This is a genomic window from Segatella copri, assembly GCF_019249655.2.
GTDB lineage: Bacteria > Bacteroidota > Bacteroidia > Bacteroidales > Bacteroidaceae > Prevotella.
Genome location: NZ_CP137557.1, coordinates 2,498,287 through 2,511,752, shown reverse-complemented (window position 1 = coordinate 2,511,752; position 13,466 = coordinate 2,498,287). Strand labels below are relative to the sequence as shown.

At 50.0% G+C, this 13,466-nt stretch carries 10 protein-coding genes; 8 read left to right on the top strand and 2 right to left on the bottom strand.

What is annotated here, in order from left to right; translation table 11 throughout:
- Positions 1-47 precede the first annotated feature (47 nt).
- The 8 genes from KUA49_RS10195 to KUA49_RS10160 all read left to right on the top strand — a co-directional run bounded on the left by KUA49_RS10195 (position 48) and on the right by KUA49_RS10160 (position 10,791).
- Positions 48-470 (top strand): DUF6769 family protein, encoded by a 423-nt coding sequence (locus tag KUA49_RS10195; RefSeq protein WP_218411411.1) that lies wholly within the window; start codon positions 48-50, stop codon positions 468-470.
- 158 nt (positions 471-628) lie between these two features.
- On the top strand, positions 629-1,873 hold the full coding sequence (locus tag KUA49_RS10190; protein WP_218411412.1) for an efflux RND transporter periplasmic adaptor subunit: 1,245 nt from the start codon (positions 629-631) through the stop codon (positions 1,871-1,873).
- 13 nt (positions 1,874-1,886) lie between these two features.
- The gene (locus KUA49_RS10185; protein ID WP_218411413.1) at positions 1,887-5,075 is read left to right on the top strand and encodes an efflux RND transporter permease subunit; all 3,189 of its coding nucleotides are present in this window, start codon (positions 1,887-1,889) and stop codon (positions 5,073-5,075) included.
- Between the two features lie 51 nt (positions 5,076-5,126).
- A complete protein-coding gene (locus tag KUA49_RS10180) occupies positions 5,127-6,446 on the top strand; it encodes a TolC family protein (RefSeq protein ID WP_218411414.1) in 1,320 nt (439 codons plus the stop codon).
- 117 nt (positions 6,447-6,563) lie between these two features.
- Positions 6,564-7,523, top strand: a complete 960-nt coding sequence (gene ftsY / locus KUA49_RS10175) for a signal recognition particle-docking protein FtsY (protein WP_203038445.1) — start codon at positions 6,564-6,566, stop codon at positions 7,521-7,523.
- Between the two features lie 67 nt (positions 7,524-7,590).
- A complete protein-coding gene (gene rimO, locus KUA49_RS10170) occupies positions 7,591-8,889 on the top strand; it encodes a 30S ribosomal protein S12 methylthiotransferase RimO (RefSeq protein WP_218411415.1) in 1,299 nt (432 codons plus the stop codon).
- Positions 8,890-8,912: 23 nt separating this feature from the next.
- On the top strand, positions 8,913-9,206 hold the full coding sequence (locus tag KUA49_RS10165) for an HU family DNA-binding protein (RefSeq protein WP_218411416.1): 294 nt from the start codon (positions 8,913-8,915) through the stop codon (positions 9,204-9,206).
- Positions 9,199-10,791 (top strand): HU family DNA-binding protein, encoded by a 1,593-nt coding sequence (locus KUA49_RS10160; RefSeq protein WP_256624718.1) that lies wholly within the window; start codon positions 9,199-9,201, stop codon positions 10,789-10,791. The genes KUA49_RS10165 and KUA49_RS10160 overlap by 8 nt, the downstream gene beginning before the upstream one ends.
- 152 nt (positions 10,792-10,943) lie before the next feature.
- Here the strand turns inward: KUA49_RS10160 and KUA49_RS10155 are convergent, their stop codons facing one another.
- A complete protein-coding gene (locus tag KUA49_RS10155; RefSeq protein WP_218411417.1) occupies positions 10,944-11,387 on the bottom strand; it encodes an RpiB/LacA/LacB family sugar-phosphate isomerase in 444 nt (147 codons plus the stop codon).
- A 42-nt stretch (positions 11,388-11,429) separates the two neighbouring features.
- Positions 11,430-13,451 (bottom strand): transketolase family protein, encoded by a 2,022-nt coding sequence (locus KUA49_RS10150; RefSeq protein ID WP_218411509.1) that lies wholly within the window; start codon positions 13,449-13,451, stop codon positions 11,430-11,432.
- Between the last annotated feature and the right edge of the window lie 15 nt (positions 13,452-13,466).

Here is a 13,466-nt window from a genome sequence, read left to right as displayed (position 1 = left end):
TGATTTCTTTGGATTTTCGCCGTAAAACTCGTAACTTTGCAGGCGGAATGAACAAGAGAACCTTATACATATTCAGTCTTTGGATTGCCACCATCACGGTGTTGCTATCCACGGTGGTGAGCCATCATCACCACATGGACCGTATCTGTATGGTTCAGGAAGAATGCCAGGAAGATGGCAACATCAACGATGAGCATACTGGGCATCATGACCAGGATTCGAATACCGACCGTGGCAACTGCCGTGTGCATCAGATGCACCACTTTGTCACCAATGCCAAGGTAGTGAAGGGCATCCGCAAGTTGCTGGTAGATGAGAGCCATCAGTTTGTAGTCCTGTCTTGTTCTTCTCTTTTAATCCTCCCTCGTCGCTCACTCATTTCTGTGAGATGGCAGCATGTGGCAGCTTCTCCTCTTGCAGAGGAACTGTCGGCTGGCTATAGCAGGCGGGGACCTCCTTCTATTTTATGATTTTATTCAAGTTTGCCACTTGGTTGCAAAAATCGGTTTGAAGATTCGAATGCAACTGAGTTGCAAGGATTTTTGTGTACTTTTGCCAGCGGATTCATGATAAGATCCGTTGTGTGAAATTGTAGTGTAGAATTATAAAATAGAAGGAAAAAACAAACATGAAAAGAATTATTTTAATAGTCGCCGTTACGGCGATTGCCTGGGCTGGCTTCGCTTTCTTTGCGAAACAGACCGGTTCAGAGGCTCATGCACACGAGGAACATGAGCACGAAGAAGTAGATTTTGATCATATTCCGTTGACAGCCAAGCAGGTCAGCACCGTAGATTTGAAGATGGGTGAGGCTGTGGAGCGCGCGATGGATGCTACCATTGATGCGAAGGGTTCGCTCGTGCTGCGTGCACAGGCAATGGGCGATGTGGCTTCGCTCATGGGAGGCATCGTGAAAAGCATTTCCGTAAAGGAAGGACAGTTTGTACACAAGGGTCAGGTGGTTGCCACTGTTGAGAATACCGATGTGGTGAGTCTGCAGCGTGAGTACTATTCGGCTGCCAAGGAGTGTGAACTTGCCCGAATTGATATGGAGCGTCAGAAGCTGCTTGCTCATAATGGAGCCGGCATCAAGCGCACCCTGCAGCAGGCTCAGAAAGATTACCATGTGGCTCATGCCAACATGTTGGGCATCGGTCGCCAGTTGGCACAGATGGGCATTTCTACTGCCGCTGTAGCCAAAGGCAAGTTTACCACAGCATTCCCGCTGCGTGCACCTATCTCCGGCATCGTGAGCGAGATGACTGCCAGTTTGGGCAGTTATGCTGATATGCAGACTCCTCTGATGAAGATTAGAAACACCCAGGCGGTGGAATGCGACCTCAACGTCTTCGAGAAGGATTTGGCGAAGATCAAGGTGGGCAATCGTGTGACCCTGAACCTGACCAATCAGCCTGGCGTAAAACTTTCAGGAACCGTTTATGGCATGAACCAATACTTTAACGATAACACGAAAGCCGTTGCTGTTCACGTAAAATTGGATGCTGCAAGTGTGAAGAGTTATCTGCATTCTTCATCTGGCAACACCCATGGCGGAAAGCTTTTCGCAGGTATGTATGTAAGCGGAAAGATAGCTACAGGCAGCCAGCAGTGCCTCGCTTTGCCATCCCAGGCTATCGTGAGCAGCGATGGAAAGCAGTATGTCTTCGCTCTCAATGGAGCTCCCAGCAAGGGTAACTACAGCTTCTCCCGCCACGAGGTAACCACAGGTGCTTCGGATGGTAAATATACAGAGGTGAAGCTATGCGACCATCTACTCAAAGGCAAGGATGGGGCTGCCGGCAAGAAAATAGTAACCGAGAATGCTTATTATCTGGCTTCGCTTACAGGCGAACATGGTGAGCATGCGCATTAAGAAAGGGTAGCTTATGTTTCAGAAACTTATTACTTATTCCATTCGCCATAAACTGGTGATTGGAGTACTTTCTATAGCCCTGGCGATATGGGGTGTATGGTCGCTGGTGCATCTTCCATTCGATTCCACTCCAGATATTACCGATAATCAGGTGCAGGTCATCACGCAGGCTCCTTCGCTGGGAGCCCAGGAGGTGGAGCAATACGTAACCACTCCTGTAGAGATGGCACTTGCCAATATCTCCCGCATCCAGGAACGCCGAAGCATTTCAAGAAGCGGACTCTCGGTTATTACGCTTGTCTTCGACGATGCCGCCGATATCTATTGGGCACGTTCGCAGGTGAGTCAGGTGGTGGAACAGTTGGAGAAAGAACTGCCTAAGAATACAGAAACCGAGATGGGACCTATCGCCACCGGATTGGGCGAAATCTACCACTATACCATTCGTGCCAAGGAGGGATACGAGCATAAATACTCGCTCACCCAGCTCAGAACCATGCAGGACTGGATTGTGCGTAAACAGCTTTCCGGAACCCCGGGTGTTGCCGAGGTAAGCGGTTGGGGCGGTTATGTCAAGCAGTATGAGGTGGCTATCAATACCGACCAGCTGAACGCCAGCGGGGTTTCCGTAAGCGAGGTGTTTGATGCCTTGCAGCGCAACAATGCCAATACGGGTGGCAGCTACATCGAGCAGAATTCCAATCAGTATTATATCCGAGGCATCGGTGTGGTGAAGAATTTGGAGGATGTTGCCAACATCACGGTGAAGACGGTGGATGGAACACCTGTTAAGGTGGGCGATGTGGCAAAGGTTCAGTTGGGCCATGCCACCCGTTTCGGTGCCGTTACCCGCAATGGTGAAGGCGAGGTGGTGGCAGGTATCGCCATCATGCTCAAGGGCGAGAACTTCCAGGAGGTAATCAAAAACGTGAAGGAGCGAATCAGTCAGATTCAGAAATCACTGCCCGAAGGCGTGGTCATCGAACCGTTTATCGACCGTACCAACCTGGTGGATAGAGTAGAGGGCACCATCGCCCGCAACCTCATCGAAGGTGGACTCATTGTTATCTTCGTGCTTGTCATCTTTCTGGGCAACTGGCGTGCAGGACTGGTGGTGGCGAGTGTCATTCCGCTCAGTATGCTCTTTGCCTTTGGCATGATGAAGACCTTCGGCATCGATGGCAATCTGATGTCATTGGGAGCCATCGACTTCGGTATGATTGTCGATTCCGCCGTCATCATCGTCGAGGCGGTGGTTACACATATTAATACAGGTCATTTCTCGCAGCCCGAGGTGCGTGCGGCCTATCTTGCCCAATGCCAGAAGGAAGGAAATGCGGTTCCTTTCGCCCTGACCCAGAAGCAGATGGACGAGGAGGTTCACTTCTCGGCTTCCCGCATCCGCCAGAGTGCAGCCTTCGGCGAAATCATCATCATGATTGTATACATTCCGCTGATGACCCTGGTGGGCATCGAGGGAAAGATGTTCCGTCCGATGGCGCTCACCGTGTTCTTCGCCATCCTCGGTGCCTTCATCCTGTCGCTCACCTATGTGCCGATGGCAAGTTCGCTCCTGTTGAGCCGTAAGGTGCACAGCAGGAAGACTTTCTCTGATAAGATGATAGAGAAGTTGCAGGGCTGGTATCGTCCTATCCTCGATTGGGTGCTTGCCCGTAACAGGGATGTCATCACGGGAGCCGTGGCTTTGTTCTGCGTCAGCGTGGTGGGCTTCAAGTATCTGGGAGGCGAGTTTATCCCGAGTCTGGAAGAAGGCGATTTCGCTGTGGAAATGAGTATGTCGCAGGGAACGTCGCTCTCGCAGATGGTGGAGAGCTGCAGCAAGGCTGAAAAACTGCTCAAGAAGGAATATCCTGAAATCAAGCAGGTGGTGAGCCGCATCGGAAGCGCCGAGATTCCTACCGACCCGATGCCTGTGGAACGTGCCGACATCATGATAGCCCTGAAACCGAAGGCAGAATGGACCTCTGCCAAGACGACTCCCGAACTGATGGAGAAGATGGAGGAAACCCTCAGCGCCATTCCTGGTCTGGAGGCAGAGATTTCCCAGCCTATCCAGATGCGCAACAACGAGTTGCTTACGGGTATCAAGCAGGATGTGGCTATCAAGATTTTCGGTGACGACCTCGATGTGCTTACCCAGCAGGCAGGAAAGGTGAAGAAGATGATAGAAGGCGTGCCGGGCGTGAGTGGCATCTTTGTAGAAGAAGTTGCCGGCTTGCCTCAAATCCAGGTAAGATACAACCACGAGAAGATGGCGGCTTACGGCATCAGCGTGGATGATATCAGCAGTATTCTGGAGACTACCTTTGCCGGTGCCGTGGCTGGTTCCGTCTACGAGGGCGACAGGAAATTTGATATCGTGCTTCGCATGGATCCTTCGCAGCGCAATGTAGAGCAGCTTGAACTGTTGAGTATTCCGCTGAAGGATGGCACGAATATTCCGCTTTCGCAAGTAGCGGATATCGATTATTCGCCTGCTCCGGCACAGGTGTCGCATGAGAATGGTGCCCGACGCATCTACGTGGGCTTCAATGTGAAGGGGCGTGATGTGCAAAGCACGGTGGAGGATATCCAGGAGATTCTCGACGAAAAGCTGAAACTCCCTGAAGGCTACTATTATAATTATGGTGGTGAGTTTGAGAATCTGCAGAGTGCCAGCCGCCGACTGATGGTGGTGATTCCGATAGCGCTGGTCATCATCCTGCTGCTGCTCTATGCCACGGTGAAGAATGTAAAAGAGTCGCTCTTCGTCTTCTCGGCGATTCCTCTGGCTGCCATCGGCGGTGTGTGGGCACTTTGGCTCCGCGGAATGCCTTTCAGTATTTCGGCAGGTGTGGGCTTCATCGCCCTCTTCGGTGTGGCGGTGCTCAACGGAATCGTGCTCATCGGTCAGATGAACCAGATGCAGAAGGAACAGCTCCGGTTGCCGTTAGTAGCGGGAACTGATGCGGGTGAGATGATTCATCGTCGCATCATCGATAGCTGCATGCTCCGTCTGCGTCCTGTCCTGATGACGGCTTTGGTGGCTTCCATGGGATTCCTCCCGATGGCGCTCTCGCAGGGCGATGGTGCCGAGGTGCAGCGACCACTTGCCACAGTGGTGATTGGCGGACTCATCACGAGTACCCTGCTCACCCTGCTGGTACTCCCTGCCATCTACAAGACATTTACCAAGCGTTAGAATTTTCAGATACTGAACTTGTTTGAATATCAAGCATTAGAATTGAATAATATGAAGAAGTTTTTTAAGAAGAATCATATATGGCTTGCATCCTGGATGCTGCTGATGCCTTTGGCGACGGATGCACATCTTTCAGTAAAGAAGGAAGAAGCACATCTTTCTGCCTCGGATGCATCACGCTTTGATGCAAGTATTCCGGGTCAGAAGATGACCTTGCAGCAGTGTTTCGAACTGGCTGATAAGCAGAACATCGCCTTGCAGACCGGCAGAAAAGCCATAGAAAAGGCTCAGGTGATGCAGGCAACGGCATGGGATCTGGACAAGACGGAAATCGCCTTCTCGCAGAACCCGGCTTCCAGCGGTGATACCGATAATGGACTCACCTTCTCGCAGAGCATCGAGTTTCCTATGGTCTATACAGCCCGTCGCAATCAGTTGAAGGCAGAGACCCAGGCAGAGAAAAGCCGGTTGAACGTCACCTCCCAGCAGCTCAGACTCGAAATCGCCAGTGCCTACTATGCGATGCTCTATCAGACCCATCGCCTTCAGATTCTGCAGCAGCAGGATTCCATCATCCAGCACTATTGCGATGTTGCCGGAAAGAGATACAGGGCAGGCGAGGCGAGACAGCTGGAGTTCCTCTCTGCCGACCGCATGAGGAACGACAACCGCCTGGAGATGACGAAGATGAAGAATGAGGCAGAGAATCTGCAGACTGCCCTGATGGCTCTGCTCAACACCACTACGCCTGTGGTGCCTGATGGGAATCTTCTCATCTCGCAACGTTCGCCAGTGAATGCAGCCTTCAACTATCAGCAGACTGCCGATGCGCAATATCAGAAAGACCTCATCACAGCACTCGACAAAGAAGTGAAGTGTGCCAAGACGGGCTATGCGCCATCGCTCTCGCTCGCCCTGCGTTCGCAGCTCCTCATCGATAGCTGGGACCCTTATCACATCAACCGCCAACGCTTCACCGAGGGCAATTTCTTCGGTTTCGAGGTAACCGTGGGCGTTCCTATCTTCTTCGGAGCCACCAAGGCGAAGGTGAAGGCCGCACAGAAAGACCGCGAGATGGCGCAGATGGCGATGCAGCAGGAGCAGCGCGAAAAGGAACGGGATTACAAACAGGGATATAACCGCCTGCAGAATGCCAGCCAGCGCATGGAGTATTACAGCGGCGAGAATATGGCGAAGGCGAAGGACATAGAACGTCTCAGCACCCTGGAGTATGAGAATGGTGAAATCAGTTATGTGGAATACACCAGTGCTTTGCAGGAGGCGATAGATATGCGGTTGAAGCAGGCTGAGGTCATCAACGAATATAATGAGGCAGTTCTTGCCTTAATGGCACTCAATAATAGCCTGTAAAAATAGTCAATAAAGGAATAAATAGCATGCATCGGTACTTTTTTTGGTGTTTTTTCCAAAAAATGTACCGATGCTTTCGTTTTTTTTTGTATCTTTGCAAAAAATATAGCTATAATTATGGGATTATTCGGATTATTCAGCAACAAAAAGAAAGAAACTCTCGATAAAGGACTTGAAAAAACCAAGGAGAGTGTGTTTAGCAAATTAGCTCGTGCGGTGGCTGGTAAGTCAACCGTAGATGACGATGTGCTCGACGACCTCGAAGAGGTGCTCATCACATCGGATGTGGGCGTAGAGACTACGGTGAAGATCATTCATCGCATCGAGGAGCGCGTGGCTCGCGACAAGTATGTTTCTACCTCAGAGCTCGACAGAATCTTAAGAGAGGAAATCGCCAGTCTCCTGGAAGAGAACCATAGCGATGACAATGAGAATTGGGACTTGCCTTCTGACCACAAGCCATACGTTATCCTGGTGGTGGGTGTAAATGGAGTAGGCAAGACTACTACCATCGGTAAGCTTGCCTACCAGTTTAAGAAGGCTGGCAAGAAGGTTTATCTGGGTGCTGCCGATACCTTCCGTGCCGCAGCGGTGGAGCAGATTTCCATCTGGGGCGACCGTGTGGGGGTACCGGTGGTGAAGCAGCAGATGGGTTCCGACCCTGCAAGCGTGGCTTTCGACACCCTGCAGAGTGCCAAGGCAAATGGTGCCGATGTGGTGCTCATCGATACTGCAGGAAGATTGCATAACAAGGTGAACCTGATGAACGAGCTGAAGAAGATTAAGGAGGTGATGAAGAAGGTGATGCCTGAGGCACCAGACGAGGTAATGCTCGTATTGGATGGCAGTACGGGTCAGAACGCCTTCGAGCAGGCCAAGCAGTTTGCTGCCGTTACCAATATCACTTCTCTTGCCATCACCAAGCTTGACGGCACAGCCAAGGGCGGCGTGGTCATCGGAATCTCCGACCAGCTCAAGGTGCCGGTGAAATACATCGGATTGGGTGAGGGCATGGAAGACATGCAGCTCTTCAACAAGAAGGAATTCGTGGATTCCCTGTTCAAGAAATCAAAGTAGATTTCGGATGCAATTTATATGAAAAGAAACGGGAATCAGATTAGTATATATAATAAGGTATAGGTGAATGAAAAAGAACCAGATAGATATCATAACTTTGGGCTGTTCGAAAAACCTGGTCGACAGCGAGCTGTTGATGAAGCAGTTTGAGGCGAACGGCTACCATTGTGTACACGATTCAAAGCGCCCTCAGGGCGAGATAGCCGTCATCAACACATGCGGCTTCATCGAGGATGCCAAGCAGGAAAGCATCGACACCATCCTCGAATTTATCCAGGCTAAGGAAGAGGGACGCCTGAACAAACTCTATGTGATGGGCTGCCTCTCGCAGCGTTATCAGAAGGAATTGGAGGCTGAGATGCCTGAGGTGGATAAGTTCTACGGCAAGTTCAACTACAAGGAACTGCTCAAGGAGCTGGGTAAGGCTGAAGTGCCTGCCTGCAACGAGCGCCGCTATCTTACCACTCCTCACCACTATGCATACATCAAGATTTCAGAGGGATGTGACCGCCGCTGCGCCTATTGTGCCATTCCGCTCATCACGGGCAAGCATATTTCCCGTCCTAAGGAAGACATCCTGAACGAGGTGCGCGAACTGGTGGCCGACGGCGTGAAGGAGTTCCAGATCATCGCTCAGGAACTTACCTACTACGGCATGGATATCGATGGCAAGCATCATATCACCGAACTCATCAGCGAGATGGCCGATATCCCTGGCGTTAAGTGGATTCGTTTGCATTACGCCTATCCAAACCAGTTCCCGCTCGATCTGCTCGATGTGATGCGCGAGAAACCAAACGTATGCAAGTATCTTGACATCGCCCTGCAGCACATCAGCGACCACATGCTCACTCGCATGCATCGCCACGTAACCAAGCAGGAGACGCTCGACCTGCTCACCGTCATCCGCAACCGCGTGCCGGGCATCCATATCCGCACCACGCTGATGGTAGGTTTCCCAGGCGAGACCGAGGAGGATTTCCACGAGTTGCTCGACTTCGTGCGTGAACAGCGTTTCGAGCGCATGGGTGCCTTCGCCTATTCTGAGGAGGAGGGAACCTATAGTGCCAAGAACTACGAGGATGATGTTCCTGCCGATGTGAAGCAGCGCCGTCTTGACGAACTGATGATTCTGCAGCAGGACATCAGTGCAGAGATTGAGGCAGGCAAGGTGGGACTCACGATGCCGGTGGTTATCGACCGCAAGGAAGGAGATTACTATATCGGCAGAACTGAGTTCTGTTCGCCAGAGGTTGACCCAGAGGTGCTTATCAAGGCAGACCAGCGCTTGCGTGTAGGCAGTTTCTACAAGGTAAAGATGACCAGCAGCGAGGAGTTCGACCTGTATGGCGAAGTAGTGAGATAGAATTATATTTAAAGAATCAGAAGATGAACAATAAGGACTATATAGCAGAACTGGCTCAGCAGACGGGTTATTCGCAAGACGACACCCAGAAGATGGTGCGCAAGGTGATAGACGCCATGATTGCTGAATTTGAGGACGGGGAAATTGTCTCCATCCCCAACTTTGGTACGTTCGAGGTGAAGAAGCGCCTAGAGCGCGTGGTGGTGAATCCTACCACCAGGAAGCGACAGCTGGTTCCGCCTAAACTGGTGCTCGGCTTTCGTCCTGTTGCTGCCGTTAAGGAAAAGCTAAAGAATGGAGGAGAAGCTTATGAGTAAGAACAGTTTGACTGTATTGGCACAGAAGCTGGCTGAGAAAACAGGTATCAGTCAGCAGGATGCCGAGTTGTTCATCAGAAAAATGTTTGATGTAGCTAATGAAGGGCTCCAGGCTGACAAGCAGGTAAAGATGAAATGGCTTGGAACCTTCAAGGTTACTTCGGTGAAGGATCGGGAGAGCGTGGATGTCAACACTGGCGAACGCATCGTCATCGAGGGAAGAGATAAAATCTCCTTTACCCCGGATACGATTCTCAAGGAAATCATCAACAAGCCGTTTGCCCAGTTTGAGACGGTGGTGGTGAACGACGGGGTAGAGTTTGATGAAATCGACAGGAAGTTTGAGGCAGAAGAACTGCTGGCTGAGAACCGGCAGATGAATGAGGCAGAGGAGATTCCTGAACCTTTGGATGGTTCTGAAGCATCAGATGATACTTCTGAAGCAACTGATATTTCTGAAATATCTGATACTTCAGAAACTTCAGATGTGATTGATTTCCTGGAGGAAACAGACACTCCATCCGTAAGCGATGAAGTAGTTGTAATAGGCGAATCTGAATCTCACTATGAAACTTCTCCTGAAATCATAACAGAAACCATTGTAGAAAAGTCGGTTAAGGAAATGAAGGATGAGGCTGGTGAGCAGGAAGAAGTTCAGAATGAATTGGAAAATCAGGAAGAACTGGCAGATTTGAGAGAATCAGAACCTGAACCAGAGCCTGTATCTGATTCTTTATCTGAATCTGAGTTTGAACCAGATCCAGAGTCAGAGCTTGAACCTGAGCCTACACCTGAACTTGAAGCTGAGTCAAAGCTAAAATCAGCATCTGATTCTGAACCTTTAGTTGAAGCTGCTTCTACTTCAGATTCAGAAACATCAGAAAACTCAGAGTCTTACGATACTTTTGAATCCACCAAAAAGGGTGTAGTGATTCCTCGTTATCTGGTAGTAGTTGCTTGTTTCATCATCGTAGCTTTGATTGGCGGCATCGGTTGGTTTGCCTTTAATTATGGTAAGATGGCAGCGCAACGCGACCATCTAGCCCTTCAACTGGATAACTTCCATCAGGACAACAAGGCTGCTAAATCAACTCCGGCTTCTCTTTCGCAGGAAGAAATCTTGCGAAAGAAGGCGATAGAAGACAGCATCCGAATGGTGCAGGCAAGCGAAGCTGTGAAAATGGCTGAGGCTGATGGTAAGCAGGTAGATAAGAAGGACTCTCTTCTTGCTGCTAAGCAGCAGAAAGATGCTGAGGCTAAAAAACAGTCAGTACTAAATAAGCAGACTGAAGCCAAGAAGTTAGCAGAGGCAAAGAAGCATCAAACCGAAAATGCTACTGCTCACGCATCTGCCAAGTATGGCCAGGATGTCCGTGTCCGCACAGGTGCTTATCGCATCGTGGGTGTAGCCGAGGTGGTTACAGCCCGAGAGGGTCAGACCATAGAAGCTATCAGCAAGCGTTATTTCGGTCCGGGCATGGAGTGTTATGTTGAGGCTCTCAATGGTTCCGGCAAGTTGAAAGCTGGTCAGAAAGTAAAGATTCCGAAATTGGAATTGAAAAAGAAGTCAAGTAAAACAAAATAAAGAAGTTGATTTTGAAGGAAAAGATTTCCCTTAAGGCAAAAAATATTTAGCCTTAAGGGAAAATATTTTTTGCCTTAAGACTAAATAAAAAAAGCCCCCAGCCTGCTTTTTCAAGCGGGATGGGGGCTTTGGTTATATTCAGTTCAACACAATTACTGCTGAACAGGAATCTTCTTAACGCGACGTTCATGACGACCACCCTCGAAAGTAGTGGTAAAGAACTCGTCGAGGATAGCCTCGGCAGTCTTATTGTCAATGAAACGGCCAGGAAGTACCAATACGTTGGCATCGTTGTGCTGACGAACGAGATGAGCAATCTCCTTGCACCATGCCAAACCGGCACGTACACCCTGATGCTTGTTCAATGTCATGGCGATACCTTCGCCGCTTCCGCAAATGCCGATACCTGGATAAACCTCGCCGCTCTCAATGCCTTCGCCAAGAGCATGACCGAAGTCTGGATAGTCAACGCTTGCATCGCTGTATGTACCGTAATCCTTTACAGGATAACCCTTCTTCTCCAAATATTCCAATACGAACTGCTTCAATGGAAAACCTGCATGGTCACATGCAATACCAACTGTCTTTACTTCCATAATACTTAAGTTTTTTAAGTGAATCCTAACGAATTATTCTAATTAAGCCTCAGCCAAGAAATCCTTTACCTGCTTGTAAACGTTCTCGCCTGTGTAGCCGAGCTTCTCATCGAGCACCTTGTAAGGAGCAGAGAAACCGAAGCTCTCCATACCCCAAACCTTACCATTAGCGCCTACAAGACCCTGGAGTGTTACAGGAAGACCGGCAGTCATACCGAAGATCTTAGCGTTCTTTGGCAATACGCTCTCCTGATACTCCTTAGTCTGACCACGGAACAAACCCTCTGATGGAGCACTTACCACGCGAACCTTGATGCCATCAGCACGCAATGCTTCGCAACCAGCCTCCAATGTAGAAACCTCTGAACCGCTAGCTACCAGGATAACATCTGGATTCTCGTCACTGCCTGCTACGATGTAAGCACCCTTAGCTGCCTGCTCGTAATCTGTTCCCTCTGGCAACTTAGCGATGCCCTGACGAGAGAAAATCAAAGCTGTTGGAGTATCAACGTTCTCCATAGCGAGCTTCCAGCAAACAGTAGTCTCATCAGCATCAGCTGGACGGAATACGCGAACGCTGTCCTTACCTGCATGGTTCTTCAACTTCTCCATCAAGCGGATCTGTGCCTCCTGCTCAACTGGCTCGTGAGTAGGTCCGTCCTCACCAACGCGGAATGCATCGTGAGTCCAGATAAACTTAACAGGAACCTGCATCAGGGCAGCGATACGAACAGCTGGCTTCATATAATCAGAGAATACGAAGAATGTACCCATTGCTGCAACCACACCACCGTGGAGCATCATACCGATACACATATCAGCCATTGTCAACTCAGCAACACCTGCCTGGAAGAAAGCACCTGAGAAATCACCACGAACGATGCTCTTGGTCTTCTTCAAGAAACCATCTGTCTTATCTGAGTTAGAAAGGTCAGCAGATGCACAGATCATGTTAGGAACCTGCTCTGCCAAAACTCCGAGACAAGCAGCAGAAGCAGCACGAGTAGCTGAACCAGCCTTCTGCTCAACCTTGCTCCAATCTACCTTAGGAGCCTTGCCGCTGAACCACTCATCCATCTGAGCAGCCTTCTCTGGGTTAGCCTTGCGCCACTCAGCCTCTGCAGCCTTGCGCTCAGCAACGATCTTCTTCAACTCCTCAGCACGCTTAGCGTAGATCTCCTTTACATCGTCGAAGATAACGAATGCATTCTCAGGATCACCACCCAGGTTCTTGATAGTATTTACGTATGCGTCGCCACCGAGAGGAGCACCGTGAGTGTTGATGCAAGCCTCGTAGCTTGTGCCGTCTGCGCGGAGGGCACCCTTACCCATTACTGTCTTACCGATGATGAGGGTAGGGCGATCCTGCTCCTTCTGAGCAGCATCGAGAGCCTCACGAATCTGAGCTACGTCGTTACCGTTAATCTTGATGACATTCCAGCCCCAAGCCTTGTACTTCATCTCAGTATCCTCGTTCATTACAACGCCACACTCTGTAGAGAGCTGAATGTCGTTGGAATCGTAGAACATGATGAGGTTGTTCAAGCCGAGGTTACCGGCGATACGACCAACACCCTGAGAAATCTCTTCCTCTACAGCACCATCAGAAATGTATGCGTAAATCTTGTGCTGCATCATGGTTGAACCCAGACGAGCCTCGAGGAACTTCTCTGCTACAGCTGCACCAGCTGCGAGGGCGTGACCCTGACCGAGAGGACCAGATGAGTTCTCGATACCACGCTGAAGGTCGAGCTCTGGGTGACCTGGAGTTACAGAACCCCACTGGCGGAACTGCTTGAGGTCTTCCATTGAGAAGAAACCGCGCATTGCCAAACCTGCATAGAGCATTGGGCTCATGTGACCTGGGTCGAGGAAGAAGCGGTCGCGACCCGTCCATGTTGGATCTGCTGGATCATAAACCAAGTACTCAGCGAAGAGCACGTTGATGAAATCAGAACCACCCATGGCACCACCTGGGTGACCAGAGTTTGCTTTTTCTACCATTGAAGCAGCCAAGATACGGATGTTGTTAGCTGCATGATTCATTACTTTAATGTCGTTCATCATAATATAATGTAT

Bases quoted from the DNA above. Each gene is read 5' to 3' on its own strand.
- KUA49_RS10195 (WP_218411411.1), top strand. From the start codon at position 48: ATGAACAAGAGAACCTTATACATATTCAGTCTTTGGATTGCCACCATC.
- KUA49_RS10190 (WP_218411412.1), top strand. From the start codon at position 629: ATGAAAAGAATTATTTTAATAGTCGCCGTTACGGCGATTGCCTGGGCT.
- KUA49_RS10185 (WP_218411413.1), top strand. From the start codon at position 1,887: ATGTTTCAGAAACTTATTACTTATTCCATTCGCCATAAACTGGTGATT.
- KUA49_RS10180 (WP_218411414.1), top strand. From the start codon at position 5,127: ATGAAGAAGTTTTTTAAGAAGAATCATATATGGCTTGCATCCTGGATG.
- ftsY (WP_203038445.1), top strand. From the start codon at position 6,564: ATGGGATTATTCGGATTATTCAGCAACAAAAAGAAAGAAACTCTCGAT.
- rimO (WP_218411415.1), top strand. From the start codon at position 7,591: ATGAAAAAGAACCAGATAGATATCATAACTTTGGGCTGTTCGAAAAAC.
- KUA49_RS10165 (WP_218411416.1), top strand. From the start codon at position 8,913: ATGAACAATAAGGACTATATAGCAGAACTGGCTCAGCAGACGGGTTAT.
- KUA49_RS10160 (WP_256624718.1), top strand. From the start codon at position 9,199: ATGAGTAAGAACAGTTTGACTGTATTGGCACAGAAGCTGGCTGAGAAA.
- KUA49_RS10155 (WP_218411417.1), bottom strand. From the start codon at position 11,387: ATGGAAGTAAAGACAGTTGGTATTGCATGTGACCATGCAGGTTTTCCA.
- KUA49_RS10150 (WP_218411509.1), bottom strand. From the start codon at position 13,451: ATGAACGACATTAAAGTAATGAATCATGCAGCTAACAACATCCGTATC.